Raw genomic sequence first — 20904 nt, forward strand, 5'->3', positions numbered from 1 at the left:
GCATGATTTTCAATTGAGAATCCAGTTACTAAGCGCGATGAGTTTCTGACTAAAGGCTAACTATTTCAATGGCTTTATCTTAAATTCGCTCGTCGGGTCACAGGGAGCGGGGGGATTTTCGACCAAGGCGTCTAAAGGGTGAGCAAACAGCACGGGAAAGGGCTCAAAGTGAGAAAAAAGGGTTGTGCCCGGGCTCGGGGTACGTATAATGCGCCTCGTTGTCAGGCAACTGGCACGCAAGCAGTAATGCGGGAATAGCTCAGTTGGTAGAGCACGACCTTGCCAAGGTCGGGGTCGCGAGTTCGAGTCTCGTTTCCCGCTCCAATACTCCATGGCACCAACCATGGACATCACTCTCAAGGCAATGCCTTGTCAGCATGGCGCGTTAGCAAAGCGGTTATGCAGCGGATTGCAAATCCGTTTAGTCCGGTTCGACTCCGGAACGTGCCTCCATCTTCTCCCTGTTATCCACATCACTGACGTTGTCCATCCGCCATGGCGGCCCAGGATGATGCTTCATTGCATGTCAGTCAGCCGTGAACAACCTTCCCGTTGCCACGTCTTGTGCAGATGCTGATCCATCTCGGCCAATGCCTCGCCCCTGGATCCGGACCTCTCTTCGCCCCCCTGTTCTGCCAGCGCGGCCATCTCCTTTATCAGCAAACCGCATTGCCACAGGCTGGCGGTGGGGACCCCGTGATAGGGGATGTCGATGGCATCGTCACGATTGAGCCGCCACTCCTGCCACTGGCTCCAGGCGAGCACGCCCAATGCCCCCAGCAGCGCCGCATCTGCAAGTTTCATCCTGTGTTCCCCCGTTCTGGTCCAGTCCTCGTTAACTCTGGAACAGGGGCCGCGTTTTGCCACCTTTGTTGTTTTTTAGTTAAAGAATGTAACCCGGTTTCATTTTTAGGCTTTTAGCGCCATTTTTTATCAAAAAATGGCGCTGTCGGTGTAGTAATCCTACAATGATTGGCGTAATCTTTGTTCAGTGGTCTTACCAGTGAGGCGTTACATCATGTTTCATCCCTTCTCCCTGACTCAGATAATCCTTCGCCGCATCTTTGTCCTGATGGCGGGTCTGCTCGCCTTCCCGGTGATGCTGTTTCGCCGGGATCGCGCCCGTTTCTACAGTTACCTGCACCGCATCTGGAGCAAGACCAGCACCAAGCCGGTCTGGCTCAAGATGAGCGAGCGAGGGGAGCGGATCTTCTACTGATCCTCCCCGTGACGCCCGTTTCACCCGGCGCCAGACTGGCGTGACAGGCAGGGCGCACCTCCCGATATAAAAAAACCGACACCCTGGTGTCGGTTTTTTTATGGGTCTCGAACCGCCACCGGCCTTGTATCCATGGCCGGTCCACGTTGTCTCTTGTTTCTTGTTTCTTGTTTCTTGTTTCTGTGGGCGACCCTTTATGCCGCACTCTCAGCCGCATTCTCAGCCGCGCCCGTGCGACATGACGGGAGGAAGGGCTGGCGGTACTCAGGGCGCAGGCCCAAGGGTGGCCAGCGCCGCGCGCAGACGGGCGAGGCCGATGGGCTTGAACAGGCAGTCGTTCATGCCGGCGGCGAGGCAAAGCTCCCGCTCGCGAGGCTGGGCATGGGCGGTGAAGCCCCAGACGGGCAGGCCATGGCCAAGGGCACGCAGGCTGCGGGTCAGCTCGAAGCCGTCCATCACCGGCATCTGGCAGTCGGTGATGACCAGATCGAAGGGGTGGCTGGCGAGGGCGCGCAGGGCCTCCAGGCCATTGCTGCGCACACTGACGTCGTGTCCCAGGTGCTTGAGCTGCTGGCGCAGCAGGATCTGGTTGGCGTGATTGTCATCGACCACCAGGATATGCAGCCGATGGGGGAGGGGTTGAACCTGGTGGGGCTGGGGCGCCGGCATTGCCGTGATCGGGGCGGGGGGTTGCTGGGCGAGCGTGAGGGGCAGCCTTATCTCGAGCCGGGTGCCTTCGCCGACCTGGCTGTGAACGGCTATCTCCCCCCCCATCATCTGGCACAGGATGCGGGCGATGTTGAGGCCCAGCCCGCTGCCGGGGAACTGGCCCTGGCCGTGGGCGCGATAGAAGGGGGTGAAGAGCCGGGGCAGCTTGTCCGCGGGAATGCCGGCTCCGGTGTCGGTGATGGTGAGGTGCAGCACAGGAGGCTGCTCGCCCCCGGTCAGGGTGGCGGTGATGGCGACCCGGCCCTGCTCGGTGAACTTGATGGCGTTGCCGATGAGATTGAAGAGGATCTGGCGCAGGCGAAGGGGATCGATCAGCACCCTTGGCATGGGGGTGTCGGGCAGCCTGACCTCATAGAGCAGCCCCTTCTGCTCGGCCATGCCCGCAAAGACCCGGGTGACGGACGAGAGCAGGGGAGCGAGATCGCAGGGGGTGGGAGTCAGGGTCATCTGGCCCGCCTCTATGGAGGCGATATCCAGGCTGTCCCCCAGCAGATCCAGCAGGCCGTTGGCGGAGTCGGCGGCGATGCGCAGCAGCTCGCCGCTGTGACGGCTGAGAGCGGGATCCTCGGTGGCCAGCTCCAGCATGCCGAGGATGGCGTTCATGGGGGTGCGGATCTCGTGGCTCATGGTGGCGAGGAAGTCGCTCTTGGCGCGGCTGGCGCTGTCGGCCTGCTGTTTGGCCTCGCGCAGCGCCTCTTCCAGCCGCTTGCGGTCCGTGATGTCTATCCAGCCGTCGATCACCCCGCTGATGGCCCCCTCCCCGTCGAAATAGGGCACCATCCAGTGATAGATGTCGCTCTGGGTTCCCCTGTGATGGAAGAGGCGATCCGCAAAGATGGGCTGCCCCTCCTGCAATACCCTGGCAAAGTCCTGCTCCAGCACGGCGATGCTGCCTGCATCGAGCACCCCTGACAGCCCCTGGGCGAAGGGCTGACCCAGAATGGCCTTTGGCTCGGCGCCGAGCTGGGTCAGGTATTTGCTGTTGCACAGCAGCACCTTGCCGCTCTTGTCCCGCACGACGATGGGGTGGGGCAGGCTCTCCCCCAGTGCCCGGATGAACCTGACATGGGCCTCCAGTTGCTGGCGGGAAGCCTGCTCGGCGCTGGCCATCCGCTTGAACATGCGGTTGCGATAGAGCAGCACCAGCGCCAGGGTGAGGAGCCCCACGAACACCAGGTAGACGATGTGGGCGTGGCGATCCATGAAGCCGGGCACCGGCAGTTTGCGGTTGCGCCACTCGTAACTCATCATGGCGAGCTCGTTGGGGGGGATGGCGAGGATGGTCTTGTCGAGGATCCCCATCAGCATCCCCTGTCCGGGCAGGCTGGCAAACCCCATCCGGATCGGCTCGTCATCGGCGGGGCCGGCGATGCGCAGGGGGCTCTGGGGATCATTGTCCAGCGCATGGCGGGCAAAATAGAGGGGCACGATGGCGGCATCCACCCGTCCCTGGGCGAGCACCTCCATCGCTTCTGCGGCACTCTCCACCTGGGTGATGCGGCTGCCCTCGAGTGTCTGTGCGAGGGGCACATGGTGCGTCATCGCCACCGTCTTGCCCGCCAGACTCCGGATGGTGTCGATCCCTTGTTCCTCCTGGCGGGTGAGGATCACATAGATGTTGTCGGTGGCGTAGGGCACCGAGGTGTGCAGCCCGTAGTGTTCGGCCACCTGCTGGGAGATGGCGCCGATGAGGTCGATGGCGCCTGACTGCATGGCTTTTGCCAGCTGACGCTCGGAATCTGCCCGCACGAACTCGAAGGTGAGGCCGGTGCGTGTGCGGATCTTGTCCAGCATGTCCACCGTCATGCCGACCAGCTGGCCGTCATGATCCAGGGCGCCATAGGGGTAGAGGTTGTCCATCAGCCACACCCTGATGGGGGGCGCTTGCCGCATCCAGGCCCGCTCGGCGGCATCATAGAGATCGGCGCTTCGCTCGTTCATGTCGCGGATGGGCCCGTTCCACTGGGTGAAGAGGGTGTTGCGCGCCCGGTCGTCGATGGCCGCCAGCCCCCGGTTGACCAGGCTGAGCAGGGCGGGCTCGGTGGCCGGGACGGCAAAGCGGAACTCGGCAGGCGCCAGCTCGGGCGGGGCCTCGCCCCGCTGGCGAAGGTTGTCGAAGCGCTCGCTGTTGAGGTAGTGGGTGGCGTGGGCATCCCCCAGCAGGATGTCGTCGCGGCCGAAGAAGACCGCATCGAACGCCTCCATGTTGGAGGGATAGGTCACCAGGGTGAGAGTGGGGTAGTAGCGGACAAAGCGCGCCCTGTCTATCTGATCCCGGACGGCGGCCACCCGCTGTCCAGGTGTAAGCAGTGCCCCCCGATAACGTCTGGGCACGGAGAAGACGAGGGGGCTGCTGAAATAGGGGTTGCTCAGGCGGATCGCCCGGGTGTCACTGTCCGCCAGGGTGAGATTGCCGAGGCTGGCGAGGTGTATCTCCCCCCGTGCCAGGGCACGGAGCAGGTGCGCCTTGTCGGGGAAGGCGCTCAGGGCAACGGGTTTGTCCAGCATCCGGGCCAGCAGGTCGATGTAGTCGGCACTGAGCCCCTCGACGCGCTGGCGAGCGATCATGGTGAAGGGGCGGTAGTCCTCTTGCAGGATGCCGACCCGCAGTTGGGACTGCTGGCGCAGCCATCCGAGCTCCGCCTCCGACCAGCGGGGAGGCAGCGGGGCGGGATCGTAGCGGCTGTGCAGGGTCAGGGCCTGCACAGGTTGAAGGCAGAGCAGACAGAGCAGGATCAGTGTTCGATATAGGTTCATCTAGCCACCCGACGCGACAGCCATCCCTGCCAAGCCTCATCCAATGGCGGCCATTCTACCGGAAAATGGCTATAACGAGTCCGCTATTTCTCCACGCGCGTCGGCGAGAGCACGTCAAGCAGGGCGGCCTGGCCGCCCCGCCCTCAACCGAACTGGTAGGCCCCCATGTAGAGGCTGCCGTAATCCCAGCTGTCGTGCAGCTTTCGGGGTCTGTCGGCCCCCGCCGCGCCGAGCGCCACAAACAGGGGGCGCAGGTGATCGTCGTGGGGATGGGATTCCACCGCGCCCGGCGCCCGGGCCCGGTAATCTTCCAGCGCCCCCCTGTCTCCCTCTGCCATGGTCTGCTCCAGCCAGCGGGCAAACTGGCTCGCCCACTGGGGAACCGGCGAGCCGTCCGGCCCGAGGGCACGCAGGTTGTGGGTGATGGCGCCGGAGGCGAGGATGCCGATCCCTTGCTCGCGCAGCCCCTGCAATGCCTCCCCCAGCTGCCACAGCTGGGCCGGGGTGAAGTTGGCCGGGATGGCGATCTGCACCAGGGGGAGTTCACTGTCCGGATCCATCAGGGAGAGGGGGGACCAGACCCCGTGATCCAGCTCGCGGCGCACCGGGGTGGCGGGCAGGCCGGCCAGCAGCAGCTGATCGCTCACCGCTTCCTGCAACCATTGCGGGCTCGTCGCGGGCCAGCGGATCTGGTAGAGGGGCTCGGGGAAGCCGTAGAAGTCGTACATCAGGGCCGGGCTGGGCTCGACGTTGATCTGCAGCTCGCTTCGGCTGAACCAGTGGGCCGAGATCACCACCAGCCCTCTGGCACCCTCGAGGCGCAGTTGCTTCAGGAACCGGGTCGCGGGCTGATCGCGCAGGACCAGATCCGGGGCGCCGTGGGAGATGAACCAGACAGGGGCGATAGACATGACAGACTCCATATGTGTTGTGCCGATGCGCGCGGCGCACCGACAACCCGAGGCCAGGGCGACATGCCGCTGACGATGTGGTCATTATCTGCCCCTATTGATGGGTTAACAATCAGGCTTTAAGGATAAGCACTCTTCACTTTTGGTTGATAGTCTGGCATCAGGGCGAGGGAGACCGGGGCAGAAACGACAACGCCGGCGCAGTGCGCCGGCGTTGTGATCAGGGTCCGTCGGACGTGGCCTCTGACGGGATGCCCCGCAGCGCCGCCTCCAAGATCAACGCGGGCCCCGGGCGGGTTTATTGAATGCCCAGCAGCTCCACGTCGAAGATGAGGACTGAGCCCGGCGGGATCTTGCCGGCGGCTCTGTCGCCATAGGCCAGGTTGGCGGGGATGTAGAAGCGGGTCTTCTCCCCTTCCACCATCAGTTGCACCCCTTCGGTCCAACCCTTGATCACCTGGTTGAGGCCGAACTCGATGGGTTCGCCACGGGCGACGGAGCTGTCGAACACGGTGCCGTCCAGCAGCTTGCCCTCGTAGTGCACCTTCACCTTGCTGGTGGCGGTGGGGTGAACGGTACCGGTGCCCGGGGTCAGCACTTCGTACTGCAGGCCGGAGGCGGTGGTGGTCACCAGGGGTTTTTCCTGGTTGCTGGCGAGGAACTCGGCCCCCTTGCGCACGTTCTCTTCGGCCAGCTTCCGGTTGTTGCTGCTGGAGTAGAAGTAGTAGGCGGCGCCGGCGATAAGAAGGGCTATCAGAATGAATTTCATCGGGTTTTCCTGTTCCTTGAAATCAGAGTGCGAGTGAGGGGGCATCTTATCCCAGCCAGGGGGAGAGGGCGAGGGGAGGCGCCCCGGGATGTGACCTGGCGGGTAAGGGGGCGGGGGCAGCTGAGTGCCCCCGCCGCGGGGTTACTTGACGGCCACCATCATCAGGGCGGGCAGGGCGAAGAAGAGCCCGGCCACGTAACCCAGCGCCAGCAGCTTGTTCTCGCTGCCGACCCGGGCCAGGGCTTCGGCGGCCTTGATGGGCAATTCCCGCAGGAAGGGCACCCCGTAGATGAGCACCACGGCGAAGAGGTTGAACAGCACGTGGACCAGGGCGATGGTCAGGGCGAGCTGGGCACCGGCACCGCTGATGGCGGTGGCGGCCAGCAGGGCGGTGATGGTGGTGCCGATGTTGGCCCCCAGGGTGAAGGGGTAGAGCTGACGGGTGTTGAACACGCCGCCTCCCGCCAGGGGGATCATCAGGCTGGTGGTGGTGGAGGAGGACTGCACCATCACGGTGACCAGGGTGCCGGAGGCGATGCCGGTGAGCGGGCCACGGCCCAGGGCCTTGTGCAGCAGCTCCTTGGCACGGCCCACCATGACCTGTTGCAGCACCTTGCCAAGGGCGGTGACGCAGAACAGGATGAGCAGAATCCCGATGAGAATGGTGGCGATGGCGCCCCCCTTGCCCGGCAGGAAGGCGACGGCACCGTCGATGAGATCCAGGGACGGGGAGATGAGGGGCTTCATGAAATCCATCCCCTTCATCGACATGTCGGCGGAGCCCAGCAGCAGGCTGGCAATCCCTTCCGCACTCTTTTGCAGCAGACCGAACATCAGCTCCAGGGGCAGGAAGATGAAGACCGCCAGCAGGTTGAAAAAGTCGTGCACGGTGGCGGCGGCGAAGGCGCGGCGAAACTCGCCTCTGTCCCGGATGTGCCCCAGGGAGACGATGGTGTTGGTGATGGTGGTGCCGAGGTTAGCCCCCATCACCATGGGGATGGCCATGGCCATGGGCAGGCCCCCTGCCACCAGGCCGACGATCACCGAGGTGACGGTGCTGGAGGATTGCACCAGGGCGGTGGCCAGGATGCCGAGCAGCAGGGCGACGAAGGGGTTGTTGGCAAAGGCGAAGATCTGGGCCGCGCCCTCGGCGCCGCCGGAGAAGCCCTTGAAGCCGTGGGAGACGGCGCCAACGGCGACCAGGATCAGGTAGATCAGCGTGATCACCGCGAGCCAGTTGAACAGGGGGCCGGGACGACGGATCTGCTGGGGTGCGGAAGATGCGGTGCTGTGCATATGGCCTCTTGGGGTCGTTCTGCGTTGAAAATGGACGGGCGCATTACAACAAGGCTCCATGACAGAAATATGACAACGTGACACTTTTATGATGCTTTGGTGACAGGGCGGCAGGGGGCGTCGCAGACAAAAGGTGTCGGAGCAAACGCCGATATGACGCCATCCGGCTCATCACCGGCCCCCGCCCTTGCACTGGGATCCCAGGGTTATATGCTGCCGGACTTTCCTGTCTTGAAACTGAGGAAGTGATGATGCGTGCATGGGTTTTGTGCCTCTCCCTGGGTCTGCTGTCTGCCGGTGCGCAGGCCAGCGTGTTCAAGTCCGAGTGCAACCTCGACAAGGCGGTCAGGAACGAGGCGATGAACGCCACCCTGGGGGTCAAGGGCAACTGCGATGCCGACAAGCTGGTGCGCAAGCAGAAGGAGAAGGCCAATGCCGAGGTGAAGAAACACACCACGGACGTGCTGGACAAGAAGACGGCGGGACTGAAAGAGACCAGGCAGCACACCAATGCGGCCCTGAACAAGCAGAGTGCCGGTGTGAAGCAGGCGCAGGACAAGGTCAACCAGACCCGCAAGGATGTCAACGCCGTGACCAGGGATCCGGTCAAGGCGGCCGCCACGGCCGTGCTCAATCAGGGGTGAGGGTCCGCGCACCGGACGTCTGAATGCAAGAAGGGGAGCCATGGGCTCCCCTTCTGTTTGGGCGTGTGTGCCGCCTTACTGGCCGTCGGCCGCTTCCTCGTACTGACGGAAGGGGATGCGGAACACGGCGAGGCGCAGGAAGAGGTAGGTGACCCCGATCCCCGCCCAGATGAGGCCAAGCTCCAGGGAGCTCTGCTCCAGGTTGATCCAGAGGGCGCCGATGGTGGCGGCCCCCAGCAGCGGCAGCACCAGGAACAGCAGGTGCTCCTTGAGGCTCTTGTTGCGCTTCTCGCGGACCCAGAACTGGCCGATCACCGAGAGGTTGACGAAGGTGAAGGCCACCAGGGCGCCGAAGTTCACCAGGGCCAGGGCCATGTCCAGATCGAAGGAGACCGCGGAGAGGGCCAGGGCCCCCACCAGCAGCACGTTGATGGCCGGGGTGCGCCAGGTGGGGTGGATATAGCCGAACACCCGCTCCGGGATCATGCGATCGCGACCCATCACGTAGAGGATGCGCGACACGCCGGCGTGGGCCGCCATGCCGGAGGCGAGCACGGCCGCGGTGGTGCACACCAGCACCACGCTCTGGAACAGGGTGCCACCCACGTAGAGGGCGATCTCCGGCAGCACGGCGTCCGGCTCCTTGAAGCGGGCCAGATCCGGGAAGAAGAGCTGCAGGCTGTAGGAGACGGTGACGAAGATGATGCCGCCGATGAGGGCCGTCAGCACGATGGCGCGGGGGATCACCTTGCCGGCATTCGGGGTCTCTTCGGAGAGGGAGCTCAGGCCGTCGAAGCCCAGGAACGAGAAGCAGAGGATGGTGGCGCCGGTAAACAGCGGCAGCATGCTGGCAGACTCCACATGGAACGGACGGCTGCTCATCAGGGTGCCGGCCCCTTCACCGTGACTCAGGCCCCAGGCGATGAGGCCGAGGAAGGTGACGATGATGGCGATCTGGATGAAGACGATGAAGCCGTTGAGGTTCGCCACCAGCTTGATGCCGCGCAGGTTCAGGAAGGTCATCACGGTCACCAGACCGAAGATGAAGATCCAAGGCTCCACGGTGGGGAACATGGCGGTCAGGTAGATCTTGGCCAGCAGGATGTTGATCATCGGCATGAACATGTAGTCCAGCAGGGAAGACCAGCCCACCATGAAGCCCACGTAGGGGTGGAACACCTTCTGGGCATAGGTGTAGGCGGAGCCTGCGGACGGGAAGCGGCGCACCAGGTGGCCGTAGCTGAACGCGGTCAGCAGGATGCCGCCGAGCGCCAGCAGGTAGGCGGTGGCCACGCGACCATCCGTGATGTCACCGACGATGGCGAAGGTATCGAATACCGCCATGGGCGTGAGGTAAGCCAGACCCATCACCACGACCTGGAACAGGGTGAGGGTCTTGAGCAGCTTGGCACCGGCCATCACGCTTTCTCCTCTGCACAGGCCCCGTGGGCGAGATGGGACGGGATCAGGGACGCGGAAACGCGTCGCTGGACACAGGGGGCGCCCATCTGTGGCACAGATGCGTGGCGCACGCCGGCGGGGACCGGCAGGAAAGCAGTGAAATGCCCCATGTTTTTCCTCACAACGTCGGGAGATTGCTTGGCAATCTGGGTATCAATTCCGGCACATGGCCGGCCTCTTGGTGAATGGTGGTGTGCCCCAGAAAAGCAAAGAACCGATGTTGTTGAAACATCGGCTCTCAAGGGGCGCCGTATTGTGCCCTCAGGGGAGGGAGGAGACAAGCGAAAAAGGCCGTCAGCGGGGAATTTGTTCCCCCGGTGAGCGATCACTTCGCCACCGCTGCCGGAAAGTCGATGACAACCTTGTCATCAGGCGGGACCCTGCTTTGCCGCCATGTGAAACCGGCGCCCTGAGGGCGCCGGTTTCGCTCAGGAGGCGTCCTGCTCGGGGCGGCCGAGGCGGACCCGGAACACGGTGAGGCGCAGCAGCAGGTAGATGGCACCGAGGGCGGCCCAGATCAGCCCCAGCTCGAAGGAGGCGGGCTCCAGGTTGAGCCAGAGCACCCCGATGCAGGCGGCGCCGCACAGGGGCAGGGCGAGGAACAGCAGGTGATCCTTCAGGGTCTTGTTGTGACCCAGCCTGAGATAGAAGTGGGCAATCACCGCCAGGTTGACGAAGGTGAAGGCCACCAGGGCGCCGAAGTTGATGAGCGCCAGCGCCATCTCCAGATCGAAGGCCACCGCCGAGAGGGCCAGCATGCCCACCAGCAGCACGTTGAGAGCCGGGGTCTGCCAGGTGGGGTGGATGTAGCCGAAGACGCGGCTCGGCAGGGCGCGATCCCGGCCCATCACGTAGAGCAGGCGCGATACCCCGGCGTGGGAGGCGAGCCCCGAGGCGAGCACCGCCACCGTGGTGCAGACCAGCACCACCGCCTGGAACAGCTTGCCGCCCACATAGAGGGCGATCTCCGGCAGCACCGCATCCGGCTGCTGGAAGCGGGAGATGTCCGGGAAGAAGAGCTGCAGGAAGTAGGAGACCGAGATGAAGAGCACGCCGCCGATGAGGGCGGTGAGCACGATGGCCCGGGGGATCACCCGATCCGCGTTCGGGGTCTCCTCCGACAGGGTGGTGATGGCGTCAAACCCGAGGAACGACAGGCAGAGGATGGAGGCGCCGGTCAGCAGGGGATGGATGTGCATCTGCTCGGAGAAGAAGGGGCGGCTGCTCGCCACCGTGCCCAGCCCCTCGCCGTGGCTCACGCCCCAGGCGATGAGGCCGATGAAGACGGCGATGATGCTGAACTGCATGATGACGATCAGGCTGTTGAAGTTCGCCACCAGCTTGATGCCCCGCAGGTTCAGGAAGGTCATGACGGCGGCCAGGGCCAGGATGTAGGTCCAGGGGGCCACGCCGGGGAAGAGGGCCTCTATGTAGATCTTGGCCAGCAGCATGTTGATCATGGGCATGAACATGTAGTCGAGCAGGGAGACCCAGCCCACCATGAAACCCACATAGGGGTGGAACACCTTCTGGGCATAGGTGTAGGCGGAGCCTGCCGAGGGGAACTTGCGCACCAGGTGGCCGTAGCTCATGGCGGTGAACAGCATGCCGATGAGGGCGAGCAGGTAGGCGGTCGGCACATGGCCTTCGGTGATCTCGGTGACGATGCCGAAGGTGTCGAACACCGCCATGGGGGTGAGATAGGCCAGCCCCATGATGACCACGTGCCAGAGTTTCAGGCTTTTTTTCAGACCGGCGGGGTGCGGGTGCATCAGGCGATCCCCCGCAGGCTGGCTGACGGGATCAGGCTGACGGTGAGGTCATCCTGCACGGTGGGGGCGCCAGTCCGGGATGCGGACGGATGGCGCAGACCGGCGCGGGCCGGCAGGAAAGCGATGATATGCCCCATGGAGTTCCTCACTAAGAAGCGGGTGTCGTGAGATGGCGTGCCACCTCGTTATCATTTCCGGTCTGTTCCGGCCTCGTTATGGATTTGTTTGGCGCAAAAAAAGAACCGGGCTCCGATGAGCGGACGGTCCTTGAATACGGCGGCGCATTGTGCATTCGTGATGCCCCCTTGACAAGCATATCAAGGGAGCAAAAACGCATTTTTTTGCACGTGGGCGAACGCGCTCTTCCGGATCAGGCCAGGGAGGCGGACAGGGCCTGCTCCAGCAGGTCGAGCCCCTCGTCGACGATGGCTGCCGGGGCGGTCAGGGGGGCGAGGAAACGGATCACGTTGCCACGCACGCCGCAGGCCAGCAGCACCAGGCCCCGCTTGCCCGCCTCGGCCACCAGCCGCTTGGTGAGATCCGGGTCCGGTCTGGCGGCATCCCCCTCCTTCACCAGCTCCATGGCCACCATGGCGCCGGGGCCGCGGATGTTGCCGATGCAGTCAAACCGTGTCGCCAGCTGGTGCAGGCGTGCCTTGATCTGCTCCCCCTGGGCCAGGGCCTTCTGGTTCAGGCGCTCCTCCTCGATCACCTCCAGCACCGCCAGGGCGGCGGCGCAGGCGATGGGGGAGCCCGCATAGGTGCCCCCCAGGCCACCGGGCTTGGCGGCGTTCATCACCTCGCTTTTGCCCACCACGGCAGAGAGCGGGAAGCCGCCGGCCAGGCTCTTGGCGAGGGTCATGATGTCGGGTTCGACACCGCTGTATTCGGTGGCGAAGGTCTTGCCGGTGCGACAGAAACCGGTCTGGATCTCGTCGCAGATAAGTAGGATGCCGTGCTGGTCGCACACCTGGCGCAGGCGCTGCATGAAGCTGGCGGAGGCGGGGTAGAAGCCCCCTTCCCCCTGCACCGGCTCGATGATGATGGCGGCCACCCGGGTGGGTTCGATGTCGGCGCTGAAGCAGAGATCCAGCGCGGCCAGGGCATCGTCTTCACTCACTCCCAGGTAGTCGGCGGGGAAGGGGAGGTGATAGACCTCCCCCGGGAAGGGGCCGAAGCCGGTCTTGTAGGGCACCACCTTGCCGGTGAGGGCCATGCCCATCATGGTGCGGCCGTGGAAGCCCCCCTTGAAGGCGATGGTGCCGCTGCGACCGGTGTGGGCGCGGGCGATCTTGATGGCGTTCTCCACCGCCTCGGCGCCGGTGGAGAGGAAGAGGGTGCGCTTGGGGGTGGGGCCGGGCACCAGGGCATTCAACTTCTCCGCCAGCTCGATATAGCCGGAGTAGGGGGTGACCTGGAAGCAGGTGTGGCTGAACTTCTCGAGCTGCTCGCGCACCGCCGCCACCACCTTGGGGTGGTTGTGGCCGGTGTTGAGCACGGCGATGCCGGAGGCAAAGTCGATGTAGCGGTTGCCCTCCACGTCCCACAGCTCGGCGTTGTGCGCCCGGTCGATGAAGACCGGCAGCAGGGTGCCGACCCCCTGGACCACGGCCGCTTCGCGGCGGGCCTGCCACTGCTGGTTGTTGCTTGAATGACTCATCTTTCCTCCCTGAGGGGCATGGGCCCCCGCTGTTCCTGTGCCATCTGGCCATATGTGTGCCGCCAACTGCCTTCGGGCAGGGCGGCCTGTTCGCAAAAGGGGGCCCCGGGCGTGCCCTCAGGGCCCACAAGGCGCTCGGTCGTGACCGGCGACCCCCTCTTTCTATCTGTAAAAGCGATGGGCTGTGTCATAACGCATCTGTTTTAACGATGCGATTGCCCTTTCATTTCCCTCAGCGAATGCCGCCAAAGCAGAGGTATTTGGTCTCCAGGTACTCCTCCAGCCCTTCGGCCGCACCTTCCCGGCCCAGTCCCGACTCCTTGATCCCGCCAAAGGGGGCCAGTTCGGTGGAGATGATCCCCTCGTTGATCCCCACCATGCCGTATTCGAGTCCCTCGGCCACTCGCCACACCCGGGCGATGTCGCGGCCATAGAAGTAGGCGGCCAGGCCATAGGGGGTGTCGTTGGCAAGCGCAATGGCCTCGGCTTCCGTCTCGAAGCGCACCAGGGGGGCGACGGGCCCGAAGATCTCCTCGTCCAGAATGGGGTTGCCCCGGGTGACCCCGGTCAGGATGGTGGGGTGATAGAAGAGGGGACCGGCGGGGTGGGCGTCGCCCCCCACCAGCACCCGGGCACCGGCGGCGACCGATTGCTGCACCAGCTCGGCCACCTTGCTGGCGGCGGCCGGGTTGATGAGGGGCCCGATCTGGACGCCCTCGCCCATGCCGTCCCCGACCTTGAAGGCTTTGACCGCGGCGGCGAGCTTCTCGGCGAAGGCGTCATAGACGCTGGCCTGCACCAGGATGCGGTTGGCGCAGACGCAGGTCTGGCCGGCGTTGCGGTATTTGGACGCCAGGGCCCCGGCCACGGCGGCGTCGAGGTCGGCGTCGTCAAAGACGATGAAGGGGGCGTTGCCGCCAAGCTCCAGGGAGAGGCGCTTCATGGTGTCGGCGCACTGGCGCATCAGCAGTTTGCCGATGCGGGTGGAGCCGGTGAAGGAGAGCTTGCGCACCACGGGGTTGCTGCACAGCTCGTTGCCCACCGCGCTCGCCTGATGGGAGGTGACGATGTTGATGACCCCGGCGGGAATGCCCGCCTGCTCCGCCAGTACCGCCAGCGCCAGGGCGCAGAGGGGCGTTTCGGCGGCGGGCTTGATGACTATGGTACAACCGGCGGCCAGCGCCGGACCCGCCTTGCGGGTGATCATGGCGATGGGGAAGTTCCAGGGGGTGATGGCGGCCACGACCCCCACCGGCTGCTTGATGGTGGCCAGGCGCCGATCGGCGGAGAAGCCGGGGATGGTGCGGCCATAGGCACGCTTGCCCTCTTCCGCGAACCACTGGATGAAGCTGGCGCCGTAGGCCACCTCTCCTTTGGCTTCCGCCAGCGGCTTGCCCTGCTCGCAGGTCATGATACGGGCGAGCTCCTCCTGGTTGGCCATGATGCGCTCGAACCAGGCGTAGAGTTTGCTGCTGCGCTCCTTGGCGGTGAGGGCCGCCCAGGCGGGTTGCGCCGCGTGGGCGGCCGCGATGGCGAGGCGGGTATCCTCCCCGTCCATGTCGGGCACCTGGGTGATGACCTGGCCGGTGGCCGGGTTCAGGACCTCGAACCGGCGCCCGCCCAGGGACTCGCACCAGCGGCCGTCGACATAGGCCAGGGATTTGATCAGGGAGAGAGCAGGTTGTGATGCTGACATAAGTAAGGGGCCTCGATAGTGGGTCTGGGTGGCGCGTTTATGTGGGCACCGCCGTATAGAATAATAAGCACGTAACGACCATAAAATGAGCCGAAATGTTTTTCAAGTGTTAAATATATTTGAGTGAACTGGGCGTCACATGCTAGAAATGGGGCTGTTAGCGCGATTGTAGCGGTTTTCATTGCGCAGGGTGTGCAAAATAATGAACGCTCTGGGTTGTGCAGGATAGTGAACGGGGCTGACGTTCCTGACTCACTATATTGACCAGTCGGCCCCAGGTATTCGAATGACCATGGAAGGAGGTGGGCGATGGAGCAATCCCGTGGCGAGGTCCGGTGGCGGACCATGACGGACAATCCCCTAGCGGAGCACGAGAGAAACATGGGGGAGCGGCTTGCCCGGATCCGCAGGGAGCTCGGGCTCTCCCAGCGCCGGGTGGCGGAGCTGAGCGGCCTGACCCACGGCGCCATCTGCATGATAGAGCAGAACAAGGTGAGCCCCTCGGTGGCCTCCCTGCAAAAGCTGCTGAGCGTCTACGAGCTGCCGTTGTCGCGCTTCTTCGCCGAAGAGGAGGTGGCGAGCACGCCCAGCGTGGTGATCAAGGCGGAGCAGCTCATCGAGCTCGGCAGCCAGGGGGTCTCCATGAAGCTGGTGCACAACGGCAACAATCGGCGCCAGCTCGGCTTCATGCTGGAGACCTATGCCCCCGGCACCGACACCGGCGGCGTGGTGAAGCATCAGGGGGAAGAGGTGGGCACCGTGCTGGAAGGGTCGGTGTTGCTGACCCTGGCCGGCCAGACCTATGAACTGTGCGCCGGGGACAGCTATGTCATCGACACCGGCGAGCCCCACAGTTTCAGCAATCCCTCGGGGCAGGTCTGCCGCATCGTCAGCGCCCACACCCCGGCCAGCTTTTAATGTGAACAACCCGTTGTGTTGGAAACGAACCGGTAAGGAAACAGGGATCATGACCGAACATGTAAAGAGTTACTACGCAGCCAGTGCCAACAAACACGCGCCCTATCCCACGCTCACCGAGCAGCTGGAGTGCGACGTCTGCGTCATAGGCGCAGGCTACACCGGCCTCTCCAGTGCGCTGCATCTGGTGGAGAAGGGGTACAAGGTGGTGGTGCTGGAGGCCGCGCGAGTCGGCTTTGGCGCCAGCGGCCGCAACGGCGGCCAGATCGTCAACTCCTACAGCCGCGACATCGACACCATCGAAGCGAACTGCCCGCCGGATCAGGCCAGGCTGCTCGGCTCCATGCTGTTTGAGGGGGGCCAGATCATCCGCGAGCGGATCAAGCGCTACAACATCCAGTGCGATCTGCAGGAGGGGGGCGTCTTTGCCGCCGAGACCGAGAAGCAGCTGCACGAGCTCAAGGCGCAGAAGGCGCGCTGGGAGAAGTGGGGCAACGACCAACTGGAGCTGCTCGATGCCGACGGGGTGCGCGAGGTGGTCGCGAGCGATCGTTACGTCGGCGCCCTGCTGGACAAGAGCGGCGGCCATATCCATCCCCTCAACCTGGCGCTGGGGGAGGCGGAAGCCATCCGCATGCAGGGGGGGCTTATCTTCGAGCAGTCCGCCGTCACCAGCATTACTCCGGGTCAGCCGGCGTTGGTCAAGACCGCCAAGGGGGCGGTGAAGGCACGCTTTATCGTGGTGGCCGGCAACGCCTACCTCGGCAATCTGGTGCCGGAACTGGCCAGCAAGAGCATGCCTTGCGGCACCCAGGTGATCGCCACCGAAGTGCTGGGAGAGGAGCGGGCCCGTTCACTCTTGCCACAGAACTACTGTCTGGAGGATTGCAACTACCTGCTCGACTACTACCGTACCTCCGGCGATCACCGGCTCATCTATGGCGGCGGCGTGGTCTACGGGGCGCGGGATCCGGCGGACATCGAGCGGCTGATCATCCCCAAGATGCTCAAGACTTTCCCGCAGCTGGCCGACGTCAAGGTGGAGTACACCTGGACCGGCAACTTCCTGCTCACCCTGTCGCGCCTGCCGCAGTTTGGCCGCATCGGTCACAACATCTACTACATGCAGGGCTACAGCGGCCACGGCGTCACCTGTACCCATCTGGCGGGCAAGCTGCTCTCCGAGGTGCTGAGCGGTCAGGCGGAGCGCTTCGATGCGTTCGCCAGGCTGCCGCACTACCCCTTCCCGGGTGGCCGCCTGCTGCGCATCCCCTTCACCGCCGCCGGCGCCGCCTGGTACACCCTGCGCGATCGACTGGGGGTGTGATGACAAGGTGGCCCGCCAGGCAGGCTGGCGGCAACAAGAAGAGGGAGGCGTTATGCCTCCCTCGTTTTTTGTCGTCAACCTGCCCGGGCCCTGACAGGGCTAGAAGCGGTAGGGGAAGCGGATCCCGATGGTGTAGTCCGGTGCATCCGTGGTGAGCCCGGCAGACCAGTTGACCGCCATGGAGAGGTTGTCGGTGATGGCCCAGGTCGACCCCATGCCAAAGCTGGCGGCGTTGGCATCGGAGCCGGTGACCTTCTCCATGGCAAAGCCTTCGGACCCCTGCTCGGACTCCATGGTGACGCGCTGGTTGATGTTGAAGGAGAGGCTGAAGCGTTCGTTGAGAGCGAATGCGACCCCCAGGCCATATTCATACCAGTCTCCCAGCTGGATGCTGCCGGGCTGGTTGCCGGGCTGGTAGGAGATATCGTCAAAGTCCTGCTTGAGGCTGTGACCATAGTTGAGGCTGGCAAACAGGATGGCGGGATCCATGGTCTTGACCAGGGAGAAGCCGGTGGAGAGCTGCCAGAGCCCGTTGCCGGTGGCGAGCTCCTTGGGGGTCACCAGGTTGCCCGATTCCGAGGTGTTGATCTCGATGCCGTAAGGATCCTTGCCGGTCGGCGCCTTGGCCCGGAAGTTCCACACCAGATCCGGCCAATCCTCGCTCTCGGCCATGACCCTGTAGTAGATGGCGAGGCTGAGATCCCCCAGACCGCCATCGCTGACGCTCTGCTCCTCGAAGTCGCGGCTGGAGTTCTCCTTGCCGGTGCTCTGGTAGTTCGTGTTGCGGAACATGTAGGGGAGGGCCAGCTCCAGTTGCCAGCGATCGTTGAGGGTGTAGCGGGTGATGACATCCGCCGTCCACTGATCGGAGCGAACCCGATCCAGGTTGATTTCGCCAAGGAAGATGGCGTCCAGGGCGAGGAAGCCGCGCAGGGCGAGATCCTTGCGGTTGTAGTGCTGATAGGAGAGGCCCACATCGACGGTCAGGGCGCGGTCGAACACATTGTGCTGTTCGATCATCAGGTCTTCGGTGCTGCGGCCGACCTCCGGCGTGCGCCGTGAGGCGTCCTGCTGGGTGGAGGCGACGGCGGCCCCGGCTCCGACCCCGGCGGTTGCCGTCGTGGCACCGGCGGCCTTGACGGCCTCCAGGCGAGCTTGGAGCTGATGAAGGGCCTGGTTTTGCTGGATCAGTTGCTGGCGCAGGAGATCCAGCTGTTGTTGCAGGGCCTCCTCCTCGGCCGTGGCCCCCCAGCAGGCGAAGGGGGCGAGGGCAATCAACAGCATGCGAGACTGTTTCATCGGGATACGTCCTTGTTGTTTATCATCCTTTCTGATGGTTCAGCCCCCGGGCTCACCGGTGCTCAGCGCGAAAACCAGATGCGGGTCTGATTGAGCGTCTGCAAACCGTCCCCTCTGACCTTGTTGAACTGCAGCAGCCCCCGGCTGAAGTCGGTACCGCGCAGGCTCTGCTCCAGCAGGACCCGGCCGTCGGAAGAGTGTAGTTGCAAGCCGGCATAATTCCCCGAGACCCGGTAGGTGGCGGTGCCAAGATCGCCCTGGTGCTCGTAGCTGCCCGCCTGGACCAGGTGTCCCGTCATGGTGGGGGTGGTCAGTTCAATACCGGCCTGGTTGACCGAGCTGTTGCCACTCCCCTCCAGTTGAACGACCTGCACCAGCCCGGCCCCCTGCACCTGGGCCTCCTTGGCGGGCGTGGCCGCGGGCTTGACCTCATCCTTGACGCGCACATCCAGCTTGGGCTTGTTTTGCACAATGCTCAGCGCCAGGTTCATGGCCGCCGTCTGCTGGGCCTGGGCCGTGGTCAGTGACGAGATGAACTCGATGCCGAAGTAGCTGATGCCATGGCTGCTGACATAGCGGCCGCGCAGGTGGGCCAGCTCCCCGTCCGCCAGTTCGGGCGCAAAGTGGTCTGACAGATGGGCCAGCGGGTCCGGTGCTGCCAGCAGGGGAGAGGCGATGCCACCCAGGCTGCAGAGGAGGCATAGGGCGGGTCGGGTATTCATGATGACCTCACATTAGCTCTTTGTGCTGAAAACCGAATTCCAGCAGGGATGTTTCATTGACCGGGGCGAAGAGCCCATCCTTGCCTCTGACAGAGAGCGGGGGAGAGGGGTTGGCAAGGGGGGCATCGGGACGATAGCCCGCGCCGATGACGGCGAGGAGGATGCCGTTCCAGCTCTCCTTGAACTCCTTGAACGTGATCACCCGGTTGCCGAGGGCCGGGTCTGCCAGATAGACGCGATCGTGGCGATCGATGGCCCGCAGCACGGCAAAGTGCTGATAGCCGCGAATGTTGAGCAGGACGATGGTGGGCACCCTCACCTGGCGCAGTTTTTCATCGCCCAGTCGATACCCTCTGACCCGCATGCCGAGCATTTGCAGGTACTGCTTCATGTCGAGCATGGAGAAGCCGTAGTGCTTGACCTGCTCCGGGTCTGCCATGGCAAGCATGCCATCCATGACCCAGCGTTCATTGGTTGCATGGCCGTAGGCGTAGCGCAAGATGGTGGCGACGGCGGCGGCCCCGCAGCTGAAATCCGTATGTTGGCGCTCGATGTTGGCGTACCGGCGCTCCAGAATGCTCTGCACCGGTTTGTTGAGATCCCCCAGCGCCGGAAGATGCTCTCCCAGTGGCACCGAGCCCGCCCAGACGGCAGGACAGCACAGCAACAGCAACAGCCAGCGCATTCAGACCTCCAGTGTCAGGGAAAAAGGGGGCACTGGGCCCCCTCGCATCGACTTACTTGGCAAACCCTGCGGCCAGCGAGAGATTGTTCGCTTGCAGGTTGTTGGTCCCCGAGGAGACGTTCACCCCGATGTTGCCCACGGCACCGTTGAAGGCGCCGCCATCGATGGTTGCCCGGTTGAAGGTTTCGCGGCTGGTGTAGGTGTTGACCACGGGAATATACCCGACGGCGTACCCACTGAGCTTGATGTCACCCTCTTCCTTGAACTCGAACTTGCCATCATCTTTCGGGTTGTTGTTGCCGTACCTGTCGTTGTCATTGTCGTGGTCATGTCCTTTCTTGACATCATGACCGGTACCGCCCCCCTCGTAATCGCCCCAAGCCTTGAGACCGAGGAACACACCCGCCTTGTCAACCGTCTTGGTTGCACTCAGGCTTTGGTTTTCGGTCATGTTCTTGGAGACGCTCTGGCTGTTGGCCACGGTGGCCACGGCCATGTTGCCGGTGGACACGGAGGCAGCCATGTTGTTGGCCTGGACGTTACCCGAGCCCGAGGTCACGTTGACCCCGATGTTGCCTGCGGCATCCTTGAAGGCCCCATCGCCCACACCGGCCTTGTTCTGATGGCCGTGATTGGTCGTCCAGTTGTTGCTGGCGCTCTGGGTGGAGAAGACCTCGGCATCCGATGATCCGCCAGGGGCGCCGTGTTGTTGTTGACCACGACCCATGATGAACTCGGCATCGACCTCGTCATAGGCGGCCAGGGAAGCGCTGTTGCCCTGTACGTTGGAGTCACCGGCTGCGACGTTGGCGCCGATGTTACCGGATGCACCCTTGAACGAGCCGTCGATCTTGCTCGTGTTCTCCGTTCTTGTATTGGCGGTGCCTATCATGGAACTGGACTGCTGGTTGTCCACGACGGCCATGCCGAGTTTGTTGACGTTGATGTAGCCGCCGACATTGACCCTGCCTTCGTATTCCACATCGACCTCTGCCTTGACCTTCTTGGTCAAGGTTGCCCCTGTCTCATCTCTGTCACC

General features: G+C 63.8%; 18 protein-coding genes and 2 tRNA genes. 6 read left to right on the plus strand and 14 right to left on the minus strand.

What is annotated here, in order from left to right; translation table 11 throughout:
* Positions 1–248 precede the first annotated feature (248 nt).
* Positions 249–324 (plus strand) — tRNA-Gly (locus PG883_RS07875).
* Between the two features lie 55 nt (positions 325–379).
* A tRNA-Cys gene (locus PG883_RS07880) sits at positions 380–453 on the plus strand.
* Positions 454–516: 63 nt separating this feature from the next.
* Here PG883_RS07880 and PG883_RS07885 read toward each other — a convergent pair.
* Positions 517–804, minus strand: coding sequence for a hypothetical protein (locus tag PG883_RS07885; RefSeq protein ID WP_010673542.1), 288 nt, complete (start codon positions 802–804; stop codon positions 517–519).
* 214 nt (positions 805–1018) lie between these two features.
* Here PG883_RS07885 and PG883_RS07890 point away from each other — a divergent pair, with 214 nt between their 5' ends.
* Entirely contained in the window at positions 1019–1219 is a 201-nt protein-coding gene (locus tag PG883_RS07890; RefSeq protein ID WP_010673543.1) for a YbfA family protein, read from the plus strand.
* A gap of 264 nt (positions 1220–1483) precedes the next feature.
* Here PG883_RS07890 and PG883_RS07895 read toward each other — a convergent pair whose 3' ends face one another.
* From PG883_RS07895 to PG883_RS07910, 4 genes are all read right to left on the minus strand, one after another.
* Positions 1484–4705: an ATP-binding protein gene (locus tag PG883_RS07895; protein WP_270807060.1), complete on the minus strand. Its 3222-nt coding sequence runs from the start codon at positions 4703–4705 to the stop codon at positions 1484–1486.
* A gap of 143 nt (positions 4706–4848) precedes the next feature.
* A complete protein-coding gene (locus PG883_RS07900) occupies positions 4849–5616 on the minus strand; it encodes a DODA-type extradiol aromatic ring-opening family dioxygenase (protein ID WP_128297545.1) in 768 nt (255 codons plus the stop codon).
* Positions 5617–5914: 298 nt separating this feature from the next.
* Positions 5915–6385, minus strand: coding sequence for an FKBP-type peptidyl-prolyl cis-trans isomerase (locus PG883_RS07905; RefSeq protein WP_010673545.1), 471 nt, complete (start codon positions 6383–6385; stop codon positions 5915–5917).
* Between the two features lie 141 nt (positions 6386–6526).
* The gene (locus PG883_RS07910; protein WP_049636607.1) at positions 6527–7681 is read right to left on the minus strand and encodes a Na/Pi symporter; all 1155 of its coding nucleotides are present in this window, start codon (positions 7679–7681) and stop codon (positions 6527–6529) included.
* A 251-nt stretch (positions 7682–7932) separates the two neighbouring features.
* On the opposite strand from PG883_RS07910, the gene PG883_RS07915 reads away from it, so the two are divergent.
* Positions 7933–8325 carry a hypothetical protein gene (locus tag PG883_RS07915; protein ID WP_029314009.1) on the plus strand — a complete coding sequence of 131 codons (393 nt, stop codon included), beginning with the start codon at positions 7933–7935 and terminating at the stop codon, positions 8323–8325.
* A 75-nt stretch (positions 8326–8400) separates the two neighbouring features.
* On the opposite strand, the gene PG883_RS07920 is transcribed toward PG883_RS07915, so the two are convergent.
* From PG883_RS07920 to PG883_RS07940, 5 genes are all read right to left on the minus strand, one after another.
* The gene (locus PG883_RS07920) at positions 8401–9744 is read right to left on the minus strand and encodes an APC family permease (RefSeq protein WP_039039328.1); all 1344 of its coding nucleotides are present in this window, start codon (positions 9742–9744) and stop codon (positions 8401–8403) included.
* A 470-nt stretch (positions 9745–10214) separates the two neighbouring features.
* Positions 10215–11558, minus strand: coding sequence for an APC family permease (locus PG883_RS07925; RefSeq protein WP_128297292.1), 1344 nt, complete (start codon positions 11556–11558; stop codon positions 10215–10217).
* Positions 11558–11695, minus strand: a complete 138-nt coding sequence (locus PG883_RS07930; RefSeq protein WP_164882979.1) for a hypothetical protein — start codon at positions 11693–11695, stop codon at positions 11558–11560. The genes PG883_RS07925 and PG883_RS07930 overlap by 1 nt, the downstream gene beginning before the upstream one ends.
* A 233-nt stretch (positions 11696–11928) precedes the next feature.
* Positions 11929–13218, minus strand: coding sequence for a 4-aminobutyrate--2-oxoglutarate transaminase (gene gabT / locus PG883_RS07935; protein ID WP_042014742.1), 1290 nt, complete (start codon positions 13216–13218; stop codon positions 11929–11931).
* A 232-nt stretch (positions 13219–13450) separates the two neighbouring features.
* A complete protein-coding gene (locus PG883_RS07940; protein WP_010673552.1) occupies positions 13451–14914 on the minus strand; it encodes an NAD-dependent succinate-semialdehyde dehydrogenase in 1464 nt (487 codons plus the stop codon).
* Between the two features lie 309 nt (positions 14915–15223).
* Here PG883_RS07940 and puuR point away from each other — a divergent pair, with 309 nt between their 5' ends.
* Positions 15224–15832 (plus strand): HTH-type transcriptional regulator PuuR, encoded by a 609-nt coding sequence (gene puuR / locus PG883_RS07945; RefSeq protein ID WP_029314011.1) that lies wholly within the window; start codon positions 15224–15226, stop codon positions 15830–15832.
* 49 nt (positions 15833–15881) lie between these two features.
* Positions 15882–17159: an NAD(P)/FAD-dependent oxidoreductase gene (locus PG883_RS07950; protein WP_042014744.1), complete on the plus strand. Its 1278-nt coding sequence runs from the start codon at positions 15882–15884 to the stop codon at positions 17157–17159.
* Positions 17160–17258: 99 nt separating this feature from the next.
* Here PG883_RS07950 and PG883_RS07955 read toward each other — a convergent pair whose 3' ends face one another.
* The 4 genes from PG883_RS07955 to PG883_RS07970 form a co-directional block, all read right to left on the minus strand.
* Positions 17259–18458 carry a transporter gene (locus tag PG883_RS07955; RefSeq protein WP_041213311.1) on the minus strand — a complete coding sequence of 400 codons (1200 nt, stop codon included), beginning with the start codon at positions 18456–18458 and terminating at the stop codon, positions 17259–17261.
* A gap of 62 nt (positions 18459–18520) precedes the next feature.
* Complete coding sequence (locus PG883_RS07960; RefSeq protein WP_039039334.1) at positions 18521–19180, minus strand: hypothetical protein; 660 nt, start codon at positions 19178–19180, stop codon at positions 18521–18523.
* A gap of 7 nt (positions 19181–19187) precedes the next feature.
* Complete coding sequence (locus tag PG883_RS07965; RefSeq protein ID WP_039039335.1) at positions 19188–19865, minus strand: C39 family peptidase; 678 nt, start codon at positions 19863–19865, stop codon at positions 19188–19190.
* 52 nt (positions 19866–19917) lie between these two features.
* On the minus strand, positions 19918–20877 hold the full coding sequence (locus PG883_RS07970; protein WP_081331937.1) for a hypothetical protein: 960 nt from the start codon (positions 20875–20877) through the stop codon (positions 19918–19920).
* Positions 20878–20904 lie beyond the last annotated feature (27 nt).

The sequence above is a fragment of the Aeromonas sp. QDB25 genome (assembly GCF_027707725.1).
Classification (GTDB): domain Bacteria; phylum Pseudomonadota; class Gammaproteobacteria; order Enterobacterales; family Aeromonadaceae; genus Aeromonas; species Aeromonas caviae.

Excerpts from the sequence above, each read along its gene's own strand:
- PG883_RS07885 (WP_010673542.1), bottom strand. The coding sequence starts at position 804 with ATGAAACTTGCAGATGCGGCGCTGCTGGGGGCATTGGGCGTGCTCGCC.
- PG883_RS07890 (WP_010673543.1), top strand. The coding sequence starts at position 1,019 with ATGTTTCATCCCTTCTCCCTGACTCAGATAATCCTTCGCCGCATCTTT.
- PG883_RS07895 (WP_270807060.1), bottom strand. The coding sequence starts at position 4,705 with ATGAACCTATATCGAACACTGATCCTGCTCTGTCTGCTCTGCCTTCAA.
- PG883_RS07900 (WP_128297545.1), bottom strand. The coding sequence starts at position 5,616 with ATGTCTATCGCCCCTGTCTGGTTCATCTCCCACGGCGCCCCGGATCTG.
- PG883_RS07905 (WP_010673545.1), bottom strand. The coding sequence starts at position 6,385 with ATGAAATTCATTCTGATAGCCCTTCTTATCGCCGGCGCCGCCTACTAC.
- PG883_RS07910 (WP_049636607.1), bottom strand. The coding sequence starts at position 7,681 with ATGCACAGCACCGCATCTTCCGCACCCCAGCAGATCCGTCGTCCCGGC.
- PG883_RS07915 (WP_029314009.1), top strand. The coding sequence starts at position 7,933 with ATGCGTGCATGGGTTTTGTGCCTCTCCCTGGGTCTGCTGTCTGCCGGT.
- PG883_RS07920 (WP_039039328.1), bottom strand. The coding sequence starts at position 9,744 with ATGGCCGGTGCCAAGCTGCTCAAGACCCTCACCCTGTTCCAGGTCGTG.
- PG883_RS07925 (WP_128297292.1), bottom strand. The coding sequence starts at position 11,558 with ATGCACCCGCACCCCGCCGGTCTGAAAAAAAGCCTGAAACTCTGGCAC.
- PG883_RS07930 (WP_164882979.1), bottom strand. The coding sequence starts at position 11,695 with ATGGGGCATATCATCGCTTTCCTGCCGGCCCGCGCCGGTCTGCGCCAT.
- gabT (WP_042014742.1), bottom strand. The coding sequence starts at position 13,218 with ATGAGTCATTCAAGCAACAACCAGCAGTGGCAGGCCCGCCGCGAAGCG.
- PG883_RS07940 (WP_010673552.1), bottom strand. The coding sequence starts at position 14,914 with ATGTCAGCATCACAACCTGCTCTCTCCCTGATCAAATCCCTGGCCTAT.
- puuR (WP_029314011.1), top strand. The coding sequence starts at position 15,224 with ATGGAGCAATCCCGTGGCGAGGTCCGGTGGCGGACCATGACGGACAAT.
- PG883_RS07950 (WP_042014744.1), top strand. The coding sequence starts at position 15,882 with ATGACCGAACATGTAAAGAGTTACTACGCAGCCAGTGCCAACAAACAC.
- PG883_RS07955 (WP_041213311.1), bottom strand. The coding sequence starts at position 18,458 with ATGAAACAGTCTCGCATGCTGTTGATTGCCCTCGCCCCCTTCGCCTGC.
- PG883_RS07960 (WP_039039334.1), bottom strand. The coding sequence starts at position 19,180 with ATGAATACCCGACCCGCCCTATGCCTCCTCTGCAGCCTGGGTGGCATC.
- PG883_RS07965 (WP_039039335.1), bottom strand. The coding sequence starts at position 19,865 with ATGCGCTGGCTGTTGCTGTTGCTGTGCTGTCCTGCCGTCTGGGCGGGC.